17 protein-coding genes are annotated in these 19,750 nt (G+C 31.6%); 9 read left to right on the top strand and 8 right to left on the bottom strand.

Annotated features, from left to right (window positions below; translation table 11 throughout):
- Positions 1-2: 2 nt before the first annotated feature.
- The 3 genes from ACJBCC_RS07470 to ACJBCC_RS07460 form a co-directional block, all read right to left on the bottom strand.
- Positions 3-1,730, bottom strand: coding sequence for a phospho-sugar mutase (locus tag ACJBCC_RS07470; RefSeq protein WP_299100733.1), 1,728 nt, complete (start codon positions 1,728-1,730; stop codon positions 3-5).
- A gap of 93 nt (positions 1,731-1,823) precedes the next feature.
- A complete protein-coding gene (locus ACJBCC_RS07465) occupies positions 1,824-2,774 on the bottom strand; it encodes a glycosyltransferase family 2 protein (protein ID WP_299100735.1) in 951 nt (316 codons plus the stop codon).
- Positions 2,775-2,827: 53 nt separating this feature from the next.
- Positions 2,828-3,340, bottom strand: coding sequence for a DUF4199 domain-containing protein (locus ACJBCC_RS07460; RefSeq protein ID WP_299100737.1), 513 nt, complete (start codon positions 3,338-3,340; stop codon positions 2,828-2,830).
- A 158-nt stretch (positions 3,341-3,498) separates the two neighbouring features.
- Between ACJBCC_RS07460 and ACJBCC_RS07455 the strand changes: the two genes are divergently transcribed.
- The 3 genes from ACJBCC_RS07455 (at position 3,499) to ACJBCC_RS07445 (ending at position 5,981) form a co-directional block, all read left to right on the top strand.
- Positions 3,499-3,750 carry a type B 50S ribosomal protein L31 gene (locus ACJBCC_RS07455; RefSeq protein WP_173280421.1) on the top strand — a complete coding sequence of 84 codons (252 nt, stop codon included), beginning with the start codon at positions 3,499-3,501 and terminating at the stop codon, positions 3,748-3,750.
- 133 nt (positions 3,751-3,883) lie between these two features.
- Positions 3,884-5,059, top strand: a complete 1,176-nt coding sequence (locus ACJBCC_RS07450; protein ID WP_299100739.1) for a GlmU family protein — start codon at positions 3,884-3,886, stop codon at positions 5,057-5,059.
- Positions 5,028-5,981, top strand: coding sequence for a hypothetical protein (locus ACJBCC_RS07445; protein ID WP_299100741.1), 954 nt, complete (start codon positions 5,028-5,030; stop codon positions 5,979-5,981). Before ACJBCC_RS07450 ends, ACJBCC_RS07445 begins: the two co-directional genes overlap by 32 nt.
- 4 nt (positions 5,982-5,985) lie before the next feature.
- Here ACJBCC_RS07445 and ACJBCC_RS07440 read toward each other — a convergent pair whose 3' ends face one another.
- The 3 genes from ACJBCC_RS07440 to ACJBCC_RS07430 form a co-directional block, all read right to left on the bottom strand.
- Positions 5,986-7,551 carry an ABC transporter substrate-binding protein gene (locus tag ACJBCC_RS07440; protein ID WP_299101211.1) on the bottom strand — a complete coding sequence of 522 codons (1,566 nt, stop codon included), beginning with the start codon at positions 7,549-7,551 and terminating at the stop codon, positions 5,986-5,988.
- A 68-nt stretch (positions 7,552-7,619) separates the two neighbouring features.
- Positions 7,620-9,419 carry a hypothetical protein gene (locus ACJBCC_RS07435; protein ID WP_407556815.1) on the bottom strand — a complete coding sequence of 600 codons (1,800 nt, stop codon included), beginning with the start codon at positions 9,417-9,419 and terminating at the stop codon, positions 7,620-7,622.
- A gap of 16 nt (positions 9,420-9,435) precedes the next feature.
- Positions 9,436-10,587 carry an ATP-binding cassette domain-containing protein gene (locus tag ACJBCC_RS07430; RefSeq protein WP_299100745.1) on the bottom strand — a complete coding sequence of 384 codons (1,152 nt, stop codon included), beginning with the start codon at positions 10,585-10,587 and terminating at the stop codon, positions 9,436-9,438.
- A 143-nt stretch (positions 10,588-10,730) separates the two neighbouring features.
- On the opposite strand from ACJBCC_RS07430, the gene mtaB reads away from it, so the two are divergent.
- Complete coding sequence (gene mtaB / locus ACJBCC_RS07425; protein WP_299100747.1) at positions 10,731-12,044, top strand: tRNA (N(6)-L-threonylcarbamoyladenosine(37)-C(2))-methylthiotransferase MtaB; 1,314 nt, start codon at positions 10,731-10,733, stop codon at positions 12,042-12,044.
- A gap of 84 nt (positions 12,045-12,128) precedes the next feature.
- Here the strand turns inward: mtaB and ACJBCC_RS07420 are convergent, their stop codons facing one another.
- Positions 12,129-12,425, bottom strand: coding sequence for an N-acetyltransferase (locus ACJBCC_RS07420; protein ID WP_299100749.1), 297 nt, complete (start codon positions 12,423-12,425; stop codon positions 12,129-12,131).
- Positions 12,426-12,587: 162 nt separating this feature from the next.
- Here ACJBCC_RS07420 and ACJBCC_RS07415 point away from each other — a divergent pair, with 162 nt between their 5' ends.
- Genes ACJBCC_RS07415 through cls form a run of 3 tightly spaced genes read left to right on the top strand, consistent with a single transcriptional unit; the run spans position 12,588 to position 15,712 of the window.
- Positions 12,588-13,250, top strand: a complete 663-nt coding sequence (locus tag ACJBCC_RS07415) for an alpha/beta hydrolase (RefSeq protein WP_299100751.1) — start codon at positions 12,588-12,590, stop codon at positions 13,248-13,250.
- Positions 13,251-13,306: 56 nt separating this feature from the next.
- Positions 13,307-14,260 carry a lytic transglycosylase domain-containing protein gene (locus tag ACJBCC_RS07410; protein ID WP_299100753.1) on the top strand — a complete coding sequence of 318 codons (954 nt, stop codon included), beginning with the start codon at positions 13,307-13,309 and terminating at the stop codon, positions 14,258-14,260.
- A 3-nt stretch (positions 14,261-14,263) separates the two neighbouring features.
- Positions 14,264-15,712, top strand: coding sequence for a cardiolipin synthase (gene cls / locus ACJBCC_RS07405; RefSeq protein ID WP_299100755.1), 1,449 nt, complete (start codon positions 14,264-14,266; stop codon positions 15,710-15,712).
- A gap of 102 nt (positions 15,713-15,814) precedes the next feature.
- On the opposite strand, the gene ACJBCC_RS07400 is transcribed toward cls, so the two are convergent.
- Positions 15,815-16,393: a DUF2892 domain-containing protein gene (locus tag ACJBCC_RS07400; protein ID WP_299100758.1), complete on the bottom strand. Its 579-nt coding sequence runs from the start codon at positions 16,391-16,393 to the stop codon at positions 15,815-15,817.
- A gap of 158 nt (positions 16,394-16,551) precedes the next feature.
- Between ACJBCC_RS07400 and rpmH the strand changes: the two genes are divergently transcribed.
- Positions 16,552-16,713, top strand: coding sequence for a 50S ribosomal protein L34 (gene rpmH / locus ACJBCC_RS07395; protein WP_115818167.1), 162 nt, complete (start codon positions 16,552-16,554; stop codon positions 16,711-16,713).
- A gap of 129 nt (positions 16,714-16,842) precedes the next feature.
- Positions 16,843-19,698, top strand: a complete 2,856-nt coding sequence (gene carB, locus ACJBCC_RS07390; RefSeq protein ID WP_299100760.1) for a carbamoyl-phosphate synthase large subunit — start codon at positions 16,843-16,845, stop codon at positions 19,696-19,698.
- The last annotated feature ends 52 nt before the right edge of the window (positions 19,699-19,750 follow it).

Below are 19,750 nucleotides of genomic sequence, written 5' to 3'. Positions count from 1 at the left end.
AATTACAAATTCATATCCTTGAGGATATCGTCAATTCTATCTTCCAATAATTGCTCCGTTTTTTTGAAGTCTGCCGAATTGTCAAGATCTGTATTTACGCTAATATAAAATTTAATTTTTGGCTCAGTTCCACTAGGTCTTAACGCTATTTTACTGCCATCTTCTGTATAGTAAATAAGTACGTTAGATTTAGGAATATCAATTGGAGTTTCCTCATCATTTTGTAGATTTTTAGAGATTGATAAATCGTAATCTTCAATTAATACTACTTTTTGACCATTAATTTCTTTTAAAGGATTATTTCTAGCGTCAACCATCATTTGCTTAATTTCTTGTGCACCTTCAATTCCTTTTTTTGTTAATGAAATTAAACGTTCTTTAAAGAAACCATGTTCTACGTATAAGTCAATTAATTCCTGGTACATGGTTTTACCATTTGCTTTTGCTTGTGCTGCAATTTCGCATGCCAAAAGGGTAGAGGTAACGGCATCCTTATCACGTACAAAATCGCCTACCATAAAACCAAAACTTTCTTCTCCACCACCAATGAAATCCATAGTTGGAAAATCTTTAATCATTTTGGCGATCCATTTAAAACCAGTTAAGCCTATTTTACATTCTACATCGTAAGCATTGGCTAAAACAGTCATCATTGGCGTAGATACTATTGTAGAACCTACAAATTGATTACCATTTATGTTTCCTGATTTTTTCCATTGTTTTAAAAGAAAATCAGTCATTAATAACATAGTTTGGTTTCCATTTAGAATAACCAATTCGTTCTCTAGATTTCTAACAACAACACCTAAACGATCACAATCAGGATCTGTACCAATAACAATATCTCCATTTACCTCTTGAGCTAATTCTGTTGCCATTTTAAGCGCTTCTGGCTCTTCAGGGTTTGGAGAAACTACAGTTGGGAAATCGCCATTTGGTACGCGTTGTTCTTCAACAATATTCACATTAGTAAAACCAGCACGTTTAAGAGTTTCTGGTATGGCTGTAATTGAAGTACCATGTAATGACGTAAAAACAATATTTAAATTTTCTTTCGCTTCTGCAGAAGTGTCAAAACTTCCGTTTTTTACAGAAGCATCAATAAATACATCATCCACATCTTTTCCTATATATTGAATAAGATCTGAATTAGATTCAAATTTAATTTCAGAATAATCAATTTTATTGATTTCAGCAATAACGCCAGCATCTTGAGGTGGTACTAATTGACCACCATCTTGCCAATACACTTTATAACCATTGTATTCTGGCGGATTATGAGATGCGGTTAAAACAATACCACAATGGCAATCTAAATGTTTTAATGCAAAAGATAATTCTGGTGTAGCTCTTAAATCTTCAAATAGATATACTTTGATCCCATTAGCAGAAAATACGTCTGCCACAACTTTTCCAAAAGTCTTACTATTATGCCTACAGTCGTAAGCTATAGCAACCTTCACATCTTCGTTTGGGAATGACTCTTTTAAGTAGTTACTTAGGCCTTGTGTGTTTTTACCTAACGTATATTTGTTAATTCTATTGGTACCTAAACCCATTATACCACGCATTCCACCAGTTCCAAATTCTAGATTTTTGTAGAAACTCTCTTCTAACTCTTTAGGATTAGAAGCAATCATATCTTTGATTTCTTTTTGAGATTCTTTGTCAAAAGTTGGCGTTAGCCACGCATTTACACGGTCTAAAATTTCTGGTTTAATATGAATCATGGTTGTATAGTTTTATTAGTGATTAATAAATAGTTAAACAAAAATAAACAATATACAAATTGAAACCGACTAACTAGCCCAAAAATCTAAACCTTATTTAAGATTGAGGTTGTCCTTAATAAAATAGCGTTGTTGCTGACGGTTAGAGCGTAAAATAAGCTCGCCTAAAAACCCTGCGATAAATAATTGCGAACCAATTATCATTGTTGAAAGTGCAATGTAGAATTGCGGACGATCTGTTATAAGTCTGCCAGTTGGATTCAGAAATAACTTATCGATTCCTATATAAAATGAAAATCCAAAACCAATGAAAAACATAATGACACCAAGTGCGCCAAATAAGTGCATAGGTCTTTTTCCAAAACGCGATATAAACCAAATAGTAATAAGGTCTAAGAAGCCATTGACAAAACGATTCATACCAAATTTGGTATGCCCATATTTTCTGGCTTGGTGTTTTACCACTTTTTCACCGATGTTCATAAAACCTGCATTTTTAGCTAATACAGGAATATAGCGATGCATTTCTCCATAGACATCAATATGTTTTACAACCGTGTTGCTATAGGCTTTTAAACCGCAGTTAAAATCGTTTAGCTTAACACCAGATGTACGTCTGGCAGCCCAATTAAATAATTTTGAAGGTAAGTTTTTAGAGAAATAAGAATCAAAACGTTTCTTTTTCCAGCCAGAAACAAGTTCATAACCATCATCTTTAATCATTTTAAAGAGTTCTGGGATTTCCTCTGGATTATCTTGCAAATCTGCATCCATAGTAATGACAACATCACCTTGTGCTTTTGCAAAACCAGCATGTAAAGCTTGAGATTTACCAAAGTTTTTTAGAAACCGTATACCTTTTACAGATGGATTTATATTACCAAGCTCAGAGATAATTTCCCAAGACTTATCAGTACTACCATCGTCAATAAACAGAATTTCATAAGAAAACTGATTGGATTGCATCACAGATACAATCCAATTGTGTAATTCTTTTAAAGATTCTTCTTCGTTAAGTAGTGGTATTACTACTGATATATCCATTGAGTATTGGTCTAATTACTAAACTTCAAAAATAGAGAAAATAATTAAGGATACTAACGGTCATTTTTTAGAATCGCAGATATAATTAAAGAGACAATAAAACCAAAGAATAAACTCCCAAGAAGCATCATTGTAGCAATAAAAAATTCTGAAGTAGAAATATTAAGCATTTTAGTTGCCATTTCTAATTGCTCACCTTGCATGTTAGGATTTTGCTCCATCATTTGTGCATATGCTTCCTCTTTTTTACCTATCAGAAATTCAGGAATTACATACGCATAATGAATTGCCGAGTATATCGCAGATATAAGTCCACCAAGTAATGCCATTGCCATTCCGGTTTTTAGACCATCTTTAATCCTTAGTGCATTGCCATTCTGCTTTTTATAAGTGTTAATGCCAAAATAGTAAATTGCAATTGTAGCAATTGTACTAAGTACGCTAGCAATCCAGTGACTTTCAATGTTTAAAGCATATAAAATAATTAGGCTTGCTATAGTTAAAAGCCCTAAATAGAGTCCATAATTATATGCAATTGGTTTAATAGATGGCTTATTTGGTTCCATAATAGTGTTAATTTATTGGTTAATTAATTAGTTAGTACTCAAAGTTACATAAATGTTACATACATTTGATAAATAAAATTTAGTAAAAAGATTGTAGATTTATAAAAATTACTTAAATTTGCACCTCGAAAAATTGAATACAATTAAAGCATTTAGCGATGAAAGCAGGAATACATCCAGAAAATTATAGAGTAGTAGCGTTTAAAGATATGTCTAATGAAGAAGTATTTTTAACAAAATCTACAGCAGATACAAATGAAACTATTGACGTTGATGGAACTGAATATCCATTAGTGAAATTAGAAATTTCTAGAACATCTCATCCTTTTTATACTGGTAAATCTAAGTTAGTAGATACTGCTGGTCGTATTGATAAGTTCAAAAACAAATACGCTAAGTTTAAAAAATAAGCATAGTCTACCGATAATCGAAAAAGCCTTTCTAATTAACAGAAGGGCTTTTCTGTTTTGTACAATTAAGCTACTTTTGAAACGTTAATAGAAGTTATAAGTTTCGCTATTAACCTAAATCAGTAATCTCATTATGAACTATATACTATTTGACGGTCCGTACAGAAATAATTTATTACCATTTACATATACAAGACCAGTTGCAGATATTAGAGTTGGTATTTTAACCATTCGTCAAAAATGGGAGTCATACTTAGAATATACAACTACAACTATTACTGAAGACTATTTGTCTGAAAAATTTCCGATGGTTGAGATGGAAGATAATATAATAATTAATGCTTCATTTCTTCCAAATACTGAAGTTGTTGAAATTGTAAAAAACTTAAAACATAACCAAGCTTTATTTAAAGATGAAGATGTTATTGCATTCTTTGCAAAGGAAGGAGAAGAGCATGCGGATTTTTCAACTTTCGAAGCTATAGAGTTACAAAACGATATTCTGAAAATTGAACATACTTGGGATATTTTCTCTAAAAATGGTGACGCTATTTCAGAAGATTTTGATCTTATAACCAAAGGCCGAGAATCAGAACCAATACCAGATACTGTACAAACCATAAATAGCGAAAACATTTTTATAGAAAAAGGAGCGACTTTAAATTTTGCTATTCTTAATGCCAGTTCTGGACCTATTTATATTGGTAGAGATGCTGAAGTAATGGAAGGTTCTATGGTAAGAGGTCCGTTAGCGCTTTGCAACAATGCAGCATTAAAATTAGGAACAAAAGTTTATGGACCTACAACGGTTGGTCCTCACAGTAAAATTGGAGGAGAAGTAAATAATTCTGTAATTTTTGGCTATTCTAATAAAGGTCATGATGGGTTTTTAGGAAACTCAGTATTAGGTGAATGGTGTAATTTAGGCGCAGACACTAATAATAGTAATTTAAAAAATAACTACGCAGAAGTTAGACTTTGGAATTATGAAACCGAAGGTTTTGCAAAAACCGGACTGCAATTTTGTGGACTAATGATGGGAGACCATAGTAAATGTGGTATTAATACTATGTTTAATACTGGTACGGTTGTTGGAGTAAGTTCTAATATCTTTGGAAGTGGTTTTCCACGTAATTTTGTTCCTAGTTTTTCTTGGGGCGGAAATAGTGGATTTGTAACCTATAAAACTGCAAAAGTATTCGAAGTAGCTAAAGTAGTAATGTCTAGGAGATCTATTGAATTTACAGAACAAGACAAAGCTATTTTAGAGCATATATATGAAGAAACAAAACAATATAGAAGAGAATAATATGAATTTAAACCCCAAATTAAGCCTACTTTTTTTATTTATTGTAACACTTGGTTTTTCTCAAGATGTTGAAGTTAATAAACTTGAAATCAATAATAAACTCGATCATTTTGCGGCTAGAGTTGTAAATGATAAAATATTTTTTAGCTCAAATCTTACAAGAAAAAACGGTCGTGTAATTCTCGATAAATTTTCTCAAACACTTTATGGTATTTATGAAGGTGTCGTTGCTGAAGATGGAGAAATTGAAGATGCTAAACTAGTAAAGCGAAAAGAAGTTGGTATGCATAACATGACGGCTGCCACGTATTCTAAAGATGGAAAATATATGTATTTTACATCTAACCAAACTGAAGCTGGTGATAATAAATATCAAGGTAAAAACACTTTTAACCTTTTAATTCAACGAGCAGAGTACGAAGAAGGTAAAGGTTGGACAAACTTTACAACGCTTCCATTTTGCGATAAAAACTTCAACTATTTACATCCTGCTTTAAGTCCAGATGGTAATACATTATATTTTGTATCTACAATAAAGGGCACAAAAGGTAAATCTGATTTATATAAAGTATCTGTTACTGATCACGAAACTTATGGAGAAATTACAAAACTCAGTGAAGACATTAATTCATCAAGAACTGAAATTTATCCGTTTGTGAGTTCTGATAATAAACTTTATTTTTCTTCAGATAGAAGAGGAGGATTAGGAGGATTAGATATTTACTGTTACGATTTAAATTCTTCAAATTTAATGAAACCAGTATTATTGTTAGATGAGCCTATTAATAGCAAAGGCGATGATTTTTCATTCTTTTTAAATGATGATTTAACCACTGGTTATATTTCTTCTAGACGTTCGCGAGGCGAAGGTGGAGATGACTTATATTATTTCAAGAATTTTAAAATTGAAGACGGAGAGTAACCATTTAGTCTTTTGTTTTTCTAACAGATTTTAATTCTAACAAGTTGGTTGGGTTTATGCCTAAATCTTTTATGTTTTTTCTTGAAAACCTTACCACTTCGTCATAGAATAAAGGTACTATAGGTGCAGAGTCCATAATTAAGGAGTCCATTTTAGTATATAATTTTGCTCTCACATCAGGATTTGTTTCGAGATAAGAAGCTTCATACATTTTGTCAAATTCCTCATTTTTAAAATGAGTGTAGTTTGGTCCATTAGGAGCAAAATTTTTACTGTAATATAAACTCAGGTAATTTTCAGCATCAGGATAATCTGCAATCCAACTGGCTCTAAAAAAATCGACTTGTCCATTCGCTTTTGCATCTTTTAAACTTGATGGTGGTATTACATCCACATTTACAAGTAAACCTGTTTTTTGTAATTCTCGCTGAATAAATTCGCAAAAACTGAGGTAATTACTCGTAGTAGTTAACGTTATTTCCGGGTTCTTTATTCCTGTTTCGTTTATAAATTCTGATACTAGTTGCTTTGCTAATTCTGGTTGGTATGTATAACCAACAGAAGCATCAAAACCAGGTAATCCCTTTGGGATAAATCCACCATTGGCAGGTATTCCTATTCCATTTCTTAAATAGGTCATCATTTTATCCCGATCAAACCCTACATTAATTGCTTTTCTCAGTTTTAAGGATTGAATGGTGTTGACCTCGGTTTCCATAAAGAAAGCTAAGTACTCTGTATTGAGATAAGGACCTCTAATCATTTTTACATCGTTGGCATATTTTGGCCTAAGTTGCCCGTCTGCAGTTAAAACTTCATCTTTATAAGAACCATCTAAACCAGAAACAAAATCTATATTTCCTTGAGCAAACTGAAGAAATTCACTTTGCTTATCTGGTAAAAAGGTAATAGCAATAGCTTCTAAATATGGCAAGTTTTGACCGAGAGAGTCCGTTTCAAAATAGTTATTATTTTTTCTAAAAACCAATTTTAAATTTTCCTCCCAACGTTTAAATTTAAAAGGACCTGTGCCTATAGGATGAGATCTAAAATCGGTACCATAATGTGATACAATTTCTTTAGGAACCACAGAGCAATATTTCATGGTTAAAAGTCCCAAGAATGCTGGGAAAGGTTGCTTTAAATTAATTTGAAAGGTAGAATCATTTACAGCCGTGAAGTTTTCTACTTTACTTAAAACCCAACTTCCAGGTGAAGCAATAGATTTATCACGAAGCCTATTAAAGCTATATTCAAAATCTTGAGCATTAACGGTCCTAGTAGAATCTTGGTTAAACAATTTATGCTTGTGAAAAAACACATCATTTCGAAGTGTAAATGTATAAGTCTTAGCACTGTCAGTGATTGCCCAATGTTTAGCGATAGCTGGTATTACATTAAGCTTATTGTCCATTTGAACTAAGCCATTAAATAACTGATGTGTCGCCCAAATATCTGCTAAATCCTTTGAAAAAGCAGGATCTAAAGAACCAATATTTTTATGTTCATTATATCTAAAAACTAGGCTGTCTTTGTTTGAGTTAGATGAATTGTTACAAGAAACTAACATCCATACAATTGAAAAACAAATGACTTTGAAACAGTTGGCCTTATAAACGCTGGTTTTTTGAGTCATAATTATCCTTCAGGAAGTGCTTTCCATTTTTTAATAATTCTAGCATAAAATAATAAAAACACTATTGCTGCTACAAAATAAAAGAAGCTCCAATTTACTTCAAGCCAATCGAAAATGGTATGACATTGGTAACCTGATGTGTAATAATCTTCACGTGCTCTGCAGGCATCTTCTTGATGTGTTGAAATAATACCAGTTATTAAAAGTAAGTACAGCGGAAAACCAATAATAGAAATATTGACACAAATACCAATGATTAGTTTATGGAATCGATCTGAAAAAGTGATTGGTATTAAAAGTATCAATGTAGCTAGTATCAATAAAAAATATAAAATTACATAGGATGTAATATCATCATTTGGCACTATTAGATATGATAATGTTGTACCTAATAATGCAACTGCCAAACCTATGACTCCAACAGTAATTACTGCAAATAACAAGGGTTTTATACCTGTAGTTCTAAACATCAAAATAATGCTTGTGAAGAAGAAGGCAAACCACATGAAAAAGTGTATGCTATCTGCAAAAGGAGTAGAAGCCTTAATATCTTCTATATTATCAAAAACATTTTTTAAGGATGCGTTAGAATAAAAATGATTAGTAACTCTATCTACATAAAATTGTTCAAACTTGGTGCGCTCATAGGTATAACCTTCACTATCAAATGTAAAATTGTCTTTTGGTCCAGTTCTTATAAAATGTTTAACTTCAAAATTATTTGGTTGATAAACTAAGTCTGTCCATTTTTTAGCTGTTAAGTTGTGAGGTATTTTATAGGCGTCCGAAATTTTTAAAAAGTCATCAATTAAAGTATTGATTTCTTTTTTGTTACTTCGGTCTAAAAGCTCTGCGTTGCGTTTGTTTCTATAAAATTGTCTGATAGATGTTTTTTCGTTATCGTAACGATTATAATCTAAATTTACAGAGTGCGATATTTTATTATATTGGTTAGCCTCTAAAGTGTTAAATAGAGTGTCATTACGAGAAATGTAAAATGATGTTGAAGCGTTATAAAAACTTGGTTTAATGGTTTTTATAAATGGTTTAATATTAACCACAGTATCTTTTAAGTACAATATAATGGTACTATCGAGCTCTTTTGTATATACAGGAGAGAGTAAGGTTGTATCTTCGCTATATTCGTTAGAGATATACCTATGTTGATCTTTAGTAGGGATTTCTTTAGTTTTAATAGAGTAGAATTGATATTTTTCTCCAGCAAATTCTTCATATGATAAACTATGGTCAATAAATTCTTCTGTAGTTTCACAATACAAATCATAAAATAACTTTGGATAATTACGTCTATCAATAGTATAATCGCTTACGTTTTCTGAAAAGAACATTGCCATATCGTTAGCGATCTCTATTTCTTTTGAAACTTGTACATCTGGATATTTAAACGCGATATAAGATTTTACACCATAATTGTATGATAAAAAGAAGGTGCTACAACTATATATAATGACAATATAGCTAAGGAATTGCCCAAATAATTTTAAATTAGAAGTAGGATAAAAATTCTTAAATCCATTGTTTTTAAACATATAAATAAGCCAGACTACCAATAGTAGCACGGAAACCATAATTGTAAAATAAACAGTGCCATTTTTAAAAAAGATATCTTTTATGTTATAATCATGCAGTATTTCAGGATTTGTTAACGTAAAAAATCCGAAAACAAAAAATAACAGGTGCAGTAATAATGCACTTAAGAGCATCCAGACTAAACGTGTATTCCAAATGGTAGGATATCGTTCTAATAAATATTGATTGATATTATATATAAGTTTCTTCATGTGTAAATTCTAAATGTTAGGATACAAAAAAGCGTCTTGTAGAAGCTGTTATATTTCTTGTGTATGTTACTTCTATTTTATGCTTTCCTAAGGCTTCAAGTACTGATGAAAAATTAGTAGTGTTCTCAAAATAAGCGACGTAAATACCACCATTATAAATTAACTTACTGATATTTAAATCCGTGAAGACAGTCAACAAAGTATCGCGTTCTGCTGTACAATCAATTTCAACAATGAGTTGGTGATCTTCATCAGAATTATCAGTTGTGTTGTCTTTATATTTTCCATCTTTCAGATATATGACTTTGTCTGAAATCTTTTCAACTTCATATAATTGTTGAGAACTAAGAATCAATGCAATAGGATTATTTAGAGAATTACACATAGATTTTAAATCTTCTAAGATCACTTGCTGTGCTAAAACATCTAAATTAGCTAAAGGTTCGTCTAACAAAAGTAATTCTGGTTGTCTTAGTAAGGTTCTTGCTAGTTCAAAGCGCATTTTGTAACCAGAAGAAAGTTCGCTCCATTTTAAATGTTTGTAATTCCATAACCCAAAACGAGCAATCATCATTAAAACTCTAGTTTCATTTTCTTCGGGCGAAATTCCGTAGTTAGATAAAACAAATTTTAGATTGTCTTTTAAGCTACCATACCATTTTTGCGTGCGCTGTGGAATGTACACTAGGTTAGTGCGTAAATCATAATTTGAATTATAAGAAGTATCAAAATTAAAATCTAAACTTCCGGAATTAAACTTTAATTCTTTGGCTAATATTCGCAGTAAAGTGGTTTTTCCGTTACCATTTTCTCCCACTAATCCATAAACTTGGCCTTTTCTGATATTAACAGAGATTGGTCCTAATTTAAAGCGGTTTACACCATAGCTTTTAGATAAAGACTTGCCCACAACTACAGGATTATTAGTGTTGTATGCTGTAATTGGTATTTTAGAAACTTGGTCTAAAATGGCTAAAGATTTTTTAATAAACTCATCATCTTGCTCTGGATGTTTTTCTTTCCAATCGGTCAGTTCTATGACTTCTTTGTATAAATTTAAGTCTTGCGTATCAATAACACAATCCATCAATTTACGATAGCCAAGAACGGTATCATTATTATTGTAGAAAGAAATAACCTCCTTAATTCGGTCTTCAGCTTTAGACATATATTCTGGTTTAATATTTTAACGTTAGCGGTGTCTAATAGATTGCAAGACCACTAACAATTGCGTAAATTTGCACACTTAAATTTTGCAACGAGTAAATATAATTTATTAAAAACGCTGCACCAAGTTTGAAATAATAAAACATGGAACAAAAAAAAGTCGCATTTTACACGCTAGGCTGTAAGCTTAATTTTTCTGAAACTTCTACTATTGCTAGAGGTTTTACAGAAGAAGGATTTAACCGTGTAGACTTTAAAGACAAAGCAGATATTTATGTAATTAATACTTGTTCTGTCACAGAAAATGCCGATAAACGCTTTAAATCTATTGTAAAGCAAGCACAGAAAAATAATCCTGAAGCTTTTGTGGCAGCTATCGGTTGCTATGCGCAACTAAAGCCAGAAGAGTTAGCAGATGTGAATGGCGTAGATTTGGTATTAGGCGCAACTGAAAAATTTAAGATTACAGATTATCTTAACGATTTATCTAAAAATGATTTTGGAGAAGTACATTCTTGCGAAATTGAAGATGCAGATTTCTATGTTGGCAGTTATTCTATTGGTGATAGAACTCGAGCATTTCTAAAAGTCCAAGATGGCTGTGATTATAAATGTACGTATTGCACTATTCCGTTAGCAAGAGGAATTTCTCGTAGTGATACCATGACTAATGTTTTAAAAAATGCTGCAGAAATTTCTGAGCAAGGCATTAAGGAGATTGTATTAACAGGTGTTAATATTGGAGATTATGGAAAAGGCGAATTTGGTAATAAAAAACACGAACACACCTTTTTAGATTTAGTAACAGAACTCGATAAAGTAAAAGGTATTGAGCGCTTAAGAATTTCTTCAATTGAACCTAATTTATTAAAAAACGAAACTATAGATTTGGTTTCAAAATCGAGAGCCTTTGTTCCTCATTTTCATGTACCATTACAAAGTGGAAGTAATGCTATTTTGAAAAAAATGAAACGTCGTTACATGAAAGAATTATATGTAGATCGTGTTTCTAAAATAAAAGAAGTAATGCCACATGCATGCATTGGTGTAGATGTCATTGTTGGTTTTCCTGGAGAAACGGATGAGTTGTTTTTAGAAACATATAATTTTTTAAGTGAACTAGATATATCTTATCTTCATGTATTTACATACTCTGAAAGAGATAATACGGAAGCTGCCGAAATGGAAGGTGTTGTTTATAAAAACGTAAGAGCTAAACGTAGTAAAATGCTACGTGGTTTATCTGCTAAAAAGCGAAGAGCATTCTATGAAAACCAATTAAACTCTGAAAGAACTGTGTTGTTTGAAGGCGAAAACAAAGAAGGTTACATCCACGGATTCACGGAAAATTATGTAAAAGTAAAAACACCTTGGAATCCTGAGCTTGTTAATACATTGCATAAAGTAGATTTAACAGAAATCGATGAAGATGGATTAGTAAGATTTAATTTTGTATAAATCTTAAACACTTAAGTAGTTGATAAAAAAAATCCGAAACTTATAAAGCTTCGGATTTTTTTAGAATTATTTAATTTTTTCAAATTATATGCGAATTCCTACTGGTAACATTCGCTTATATTTTCGGTTTCTTCTTACAAATTTTGCAATTTCAGGACTTGTTGGTACTACGCTGATGTTTCTTTCTTTAATGTTAGAAAATACTAAATCAATAAAATCGAGTTCAAACTCGTCTGTTCTTATAGCATCTGGAATTATCATTTTTGTTAAGAATATCTTACGTTCTTGTAAGGAATATTCGATAATTGCCATTTCGTTTTCAACGTTTAATTCAAATTGACGCAGAAAATCATTGTCAATCAATTCAGCAGTTTCTGTCATAATTTTTATTTATTAAATTCAGCGGTTGGCGTGTAGATACTATAAAAATATATAGTTTTGCGTTGCAAAGGTACAAAAAATCAAGCAATTTATTAGGTTGTTGATGTTAAAACCTTAAATTGTAAAGAATTAAGACGTCCCATTTAAACTGTTTTAAGACCTATGGATTCTAAAATAACTCACGTGTATTTAATGCCTGGTATGGCAGCAAATCCATCAATTTTTGAAAATATTCAATTGCCAAAAGACCAATTTGAGATGCACTGGTTAGAATGGCAAATTCCTGATAAAAATGAGACGCTTAAGGCATATGCAATTCGTATGTGTAAATTTATAGTACATGACAATGTTGTTTTACTTGGCGTATCTTTTGGTGGTATCTTGGTGCAAGAAATGAGTAAGTATATTAGCTTAAAAAAACTGTTCGTTGTATCGAGTGTAAAATCGCATCACGAGTTGCCAAAACGATTAAAATTACTTAAAATAACTAAAGCCTATAATATATTGCCTACTCAAATAGTTAGTAATATAGATTTGTTAGCTAAATATGCCTTTGGTGAAACCATAAAGAAGCGCGTAGATTTATATAAAAAGTATTTGTCTGTTAATGATAAAACATATCTCGATTGGGCCATTAAACAAGTGGTTTGTTGGGATCAAGAAGAAGCTCATGCCAATGCAATTTATATTCATGGTAGTAAGGATAACGTTTTTCCACATTCATGTGTTGGAAATTGCATAATTATTGAAGGTGGTTCGCATATTATGATTATCAATAAGTATAAATGGTTTAACGAAAATTTACCAAAACTAATCAATCCGTGAATTTGAATCTTGCTCATAGATTGATTACATTTATAAATTAGAAAAAAAGAAAAGTTATGAAATTCATAAAAAATAGTTTAGCCTTAGTAGGAATCATAAGCATATCTGGCTTATTTATTTTCGCGATGCAAAAGTCGCCAGACGACAAAGCACCTTCAGATTATCAATTGGGAAAAGAAGATCCTATTATAAATAATTATAACGTATACGCCTTAGAAATGCCAGAAAATTTAAATTTTGCTGGTGAACCTGTACCTGTAGAAGATCCTGATATTTACGAACGCATGGATCGTGAATTGTTAGTCAACACGTATTGGCAATCTAATGGACTTTTAATGTTTAAACGTGCTCAGAAATACTTCCCAATTATAGAGCCAATTCTTGAAAAAAATGGTGTACCAGACGATTTTAAATATTTGGCTGTTATTGAGAGTGGATTAATTCAAACGGCAAAGTCTCCTGCTGGTGCAAGTGGTGTTTGGCAAATTATGAAAGCAACAGGAAGAGAGAATGGTTTAGAGGTTAATGATAATGTTGACGAACGATATAACCTTGAAAAAGCAACAGAGGTGGCTTGCGATTATTTAAAGAAAGCCAAGCAAAAATTAGGATCATGGACTAAAGCTGCTGCTGCATACAATGCAGGAAATTACGGTGTATCTAAACGATTGAAAGCACAAGACGTTACTGGTTATTATGATTTGCTTTTAGGAGAAGAAACAGGTCGTTATGTTTTTAGAATTGTTGCGTTGAAAGAAATTCTTTCTCATCCAGATAAATATGGATTCAACTTTAATAAATCACATTTATATAAAGAAGTGCCAACGTACAAAGTAGAAGTAGATACAGCAGTGACTGATTTTGCGAAATTTGCAAAACGTTTTGGTATCAACTATAAAATTTTAAAACTTCATAATCCTTGGTTAAGAGAAGCTCATTTAAATAATAAGTCGCGTAAACCTTATTTAATAGAAATACCTAAGGAAGGTTATTATTCTGCTAAACCTTAATTTTTGGAGTTTGTTAGAAACCATATCTGGCAAATTTTAATTGCATTAAATTATACTATTGCTTTATCAGCAGTAGTGACTATTCTATTAAAAAAAATAAACCCAACAAAGTCATTAAGCTATATTATTGGCTTGTTGGCTTTTCCGTTTTTGGGTTTAATAATGTATTACCTCTTTGGGCAAGAATACCGTAAAACTAAAATTTTTGATAGAAAACGGGTTTTAAATCAGTCAACGATTAAAAAGATTCAACAACAGTTAGAGTTAGATACTAAACAGATCAATGAAGTTGATGATTTATTAGATCAAAAGTCAAAGTTAATTCCGCTATTATATAATAATGAAAAATCTAAGCTAACGATTAATAACGAAGTTAAGCTTATAAAAAATGGAGATGATAAATTCAAAATCCTTTTTACTGACATTAAAGAAGCAAAGCATCACATTCATCTTGAATATTTTGTAATTAAAGATGATAAAATAGGAACAGAAGTACTAAATCTGTTGTGTAAAAAAGCCAAAGAAGGTTTAGAGATTAGAATTGTAATTGATGACGTTGGGAGTTCTATTACTTCTTCTATGAAGCGTAAGTTAAAAGACTGCAATGTAGAAATGTATTCTTTCATGCCAGTATTGTTTACAAAATTTACAGGGCACATGAATTATCGCGACCATAGAAAAATCATTGTTATTGATGGTAAAATAGGCTATGTTGGTGGTGTTAATATTTCAGATAATTATGTGAATGCTAACAATAATCGTTATTGGAGGGATACACATATTCGTGTTGTTGGTGAAGCTGTAAAACAGTTGCAGATATTATTTTTTACTGCTTGGGATTTTGTTAGTAAAGGATCAACCGAAATATCTAGTGCTTATTTTCCAGAGCATGGCTGTAAAGAAAATGTGCCTTTGCAAATTGCGGCAAGCGGACCAGATACTGATTGGTCTAACATTATGGAAGCCATTTTTGTGGCTATCACTACAGCGGAAGATCACATCTATATAACAACACCTTATTTTATACCAAATGGAGAAATAGTAACAGCGCTTCAAGTAGCAGCACGAAGTAATATTACGGTAAAGATTATTGTACCTAAAACTTCAGATTCTTGGATTGCAGAATATGCTACAAATTCATATTTACAGTTACTACTTGAAGCAGGAGTAGAGGTTTATCAATATACCAAAGGTTTTATACATGCTAAAACTATGGTTGTAGATGGTGTGTTTAGCACAGTTGGTACCACAAACATGGATTACAGAAGTTTCAATATTAATTTTGAAGTCAATGCCTTAATTTATAATAAATCATTAGGAAAACAACTTACTGATTTTTTTACAGACGATTTAAAGGATTGTGAAAAACTAGAACTAGAAACTTGGGTAGAACGCTCTAAACGAACAAAACTTATTGAAGCCACAGCTAGATTAATGGCTCCATTATTATAAGTTCTATAAATGTATAATCTGCTATTACAATAAGTGTCATTAAAAAAGGCTTAAACAAATAAATGTTTAAGCCTTTTTTATTTTAATAAACTAATAAGAATATTAACGTCTACTTCTACGATTTTGTCTTGCAGAAGTTGGTTGACCATATTGTTGTTTTGGAATTACAGTCTTTTTCATTTGTTGCTTCATCATTTTTATTTGATCAGCTAACATATCTCTTTTATCTAATTTTTCAGCTTCAGCTAATAATTTCATCGCTTCAGGTTTTCTACGTTTAGAAAAAGCGATTCCGGCTAAATTAAGTTTCGCCATAGCTAAATCATGATCCATAGATAAACCTAAGTTAATTGCTTTTTTAAAATAGCCTTCAGCCTCATTCATATTAGTTTGAGAAACCATGATGCCATTTAGGTAGTTTAAATACCCTTGTTGCTTCTTTACTAAAGCGCCTTCAGGATTTTTTATTTTGTCTAACCATTTCTTTGCTCCAGGAAAATCTTGCTTTCTTAACTTTAAAAAAGCTAATAAAATTAATTCGTTTTTAAAGTATAAGAATATAAAAATGGTAGAAAGTAATATATACATTATACCATTACCAATGTAACCTTCAGTGAATTGATAGATGCCAAAGCCAATGATTAAAGCGGCAATAACTAACTTTATATTTTTATTAAACATATTTCTGAGTATTTTTGCGGAGCGCAAAGGTAATAAAAATCTATATAAAAATTTTTATTTTCACACTTGCTAAAGTAAAAACTTGTTGTATATTTGCACGCAGTTTTGAGGTAGCCCTCAATCAATTAAAGAAAAATTAGTTTTTAAATATATAAGTCATGCCGAAAAGAACATTTCAACCGTCAAAAAGAAAGAGAAGAAACAAACATGGTTTCAGAGAAAGAATGGCTTCTGTTAACGGAAGAAAAGTTTTAGCACGTAGAAGAGCTAAAGGAAGAAAAAAATTGTCTGTTTCAACTGAATCAAGACATAAAAAATAATGATTAACAATTGTTAATATATTAAAGGCGTTACTTAGGTGTAACGCCTTTTTTTGTATCTATTTGTTAACTATTTTTGCACAGCTAAATAATTAAAAAGAAATCGTATAAAATATAATACCTATTCTCATGCCAAAAAATAATAGCTTAAAATCAATTTTATTAATCGGATCAGGACCTATAGTAATAGGTCAAGCCTGTGAGTTTGATTACTCTGGTTCTCAGGCATTAAGATCTTTGAGAGAAGATGGAATTGAAACCATTTTAATTAATTCTAATCCTGCAACAATCATGACAGATCCTACAATGGCAGATCATGTTTATTTGTTGCCATTGACGACTAAGTCCTTAATTCAAATTTTAAAAGATCATCCTCAAATCGATGCTGTATTACCTACAATGGGTGGTCAAACTGCTTTAAATTTATGTATTGAAGCAGATGAAAAAGGAATTTGGGAAGATTTTGGTGTGGAAATTATTGGTGTAGATATTGATGCTATAAATATTACTGAAGATAGAGAAAAGTTTAGAGAATTAATGTTAAAAATTGGTGTTGGCATGGCACCTCAGGCAACAGCAACCTCTTTTTTAAAAGGAAAAGAAATAGCACAAGAGTTTGGTTTTCCACTTTGTATTAGAGCATCATTTACGCTAGGTGGAGCAGGAGCTTCTATTGTTTATGATGAAAAAGAATTTGACGAAAACTTAACAAGAGGTCTAGAAATTTCCCCTATTCATGAAGTAATGATAGATAAAGCTCTTTTGGGCTGGAAAGAGTATGAGCTTGAGTTACTACGTGATAGTAATGACAATGTTGTGATTATATGTACTATTGAAAATATGGATCCTATGGGAATCCATACAGGTGATTCAATTACTGTGGCACCAGCAATGACATTGTCTGATAAAACGCAACAAAAAATGCGAGATATGGCTATCCATATGATGCGTAGTATTGGAGACTTTGCAGGTGGTTGTAATGTTCAGTTTGCGGTTAGTCCAGATGAGGAGGAAGAAATTATTGCAATTGAAATTAATCCACGTGTATCACGTTCGTCTGCATTGGCAAGTAAAGCTACAGGTTATCCAATTGCAAAAGTTGCAGCAAAATTGGCGTTAGGTTATACTTTGGACGAGTTAAATAATCAAATTACAAAATCAACATCGGCTTTATTTGAACCGACATTAGACTACGTAATTGTTAAAATACCACGTTGGAATTTTGATAAATTTGAAGGTTCAGACAGAACATTAGGTTTACAAATGAAAGCTGTTGGAGAGGTAATGGCTATTGGTCGTTCGTTTCAAGAAGCCCTTCACAAAGCAACACAATCTTTAGAAATTAAAAGAAATGGATTAGGTGCAGACGGAAAAGGTTATAAAGATTATGATACTATTATAAATAAATTGAAATATGCGAGTTGGGATCGTGTTTTTGCTATTTATGATGCTATAGAAATAGGTATTCCATTGAGCCGTATTTTCGAAATCACAAAAATTGACATGTGGTTCTTAAGGCAATATGAAGAATTATTTCAACTTCAAAAAGAGATTTCTACAAATACCATAGATTCATTAGACCGTGAGTTGTTATTAGAAGCGAAGCAAAAAGGTTATGGAGATAGACAAATAGCACATATGCTAGGTTGTTTAGAAAGTGAGGTTCGTAATAAACGAATGGAACTGAATATTAATCGTGTTTTTAAATTAGTAGATACGTGTGCTGGCGAATTTAAGGCTCAAACTCCGTATTATTACTCAACTTTCGAAAGTGAGGTTGAAACACCATCTGGCGAAGTTTACGTGCATAACGAAAGTATAGTTTCAGATAAAAAGAAAATCATTGTTTTAGGCTCTGGTCCAAACAGAATTGGACAAGGTATAGAATTTGATTACTGTTGTGTACATGGTGTTTTAGCTGCTGCAGAATGTGGTTATGAAACCATTATGATTAACTGTAATCCTGAAACGGTTTCTACAGATTTTGATATTGCAGATAAATTATATTTTGAACCTGTATTCTGGGAACATATCTATGATATTATTCAACATGAAAAACCAGAGGGTGTTATTGTTCAATTAGGTGGACAAACCGCTTTAAAACTTGCTGAGAAGTTAGAAAAATGGGGTGTTAAAATTATGGGAACTAGCTTTAAGGCTTTAGATTTAGCTGAAGATAGAGGTAGTTTTTCAAACATATTAAAAGAACATAATATTCCTTATCCAGAGTTTGATGTTGCAGAATCTGCAGATGAAGCTTTAGCGATAGCAGATGTTTTAGACTTTCCTATTTTAGTGAGACCATCTTATGTATTGGGTGGACAAGGAATGAAAATTGTGATTAACAAACAAGAACTAGAATCTCATGTTATTGATTTATTAAAATCTATTCCTGGTAACAAATTACTATTAGACCACTATTTAGATGGTGCTATTGAGGCAGAAGCTGATGCTATATGTGATGCAGAAGGTAATGTCTATATCATTGGTATCATGGAGCATATTGAGCCTTGTGGTATTCACTCTGGTGATAGTAATGCAACGCTACCACCTTTTAATTTAGGTGAATTAGTGATGCAACAAATAAAAGATCATACGCATACTATTGCAAGGGCATTGAATACAATTGGATTAATTAATATTCAGTTTGCCATTAAAGATGAAGTTGTTTATATCATTGAAGCTAACCCAAGAGCATCGAGAACCGTACCTTTTATTGCTAAAGCCTACAAAGAACCATATGTTAATTATGCGACTAAAGTAATGTTAAGAGAGAAAAAAGTTACTGATTTTGATTTTAATCCTCAATTAGATGGTTACGCGATTAAACAACCCGTTTTCTCATTCAATAAATTCCCTAATGTGAATAAGAAATTAGGACCAGAGATGAAAAGTACAGGAGAAAGTATTTTATTTATTGATAGTTTAAAGGATGATCAATTTTACGATCTTTATTCAAGAAGAAAAATGTATTTAAGTAAGTAGTTGGCACAATTTTCGCGTGTATACTAAGTATATCAATTAATATTTACTAACT

Source organism: Winogradskyella sp. 4-2091, from assembly GCF_045765065.1.
In the GTDB taxonomy this organism is placed as follows: Bacteria; Bacteroidota; Bacteroidia; order Flavobacteriales; family Flavobacteriaceae; genus Winogradskyella.
This window is presented reverse-complemented; position numbering and strand designations above follow the sequence as displayed.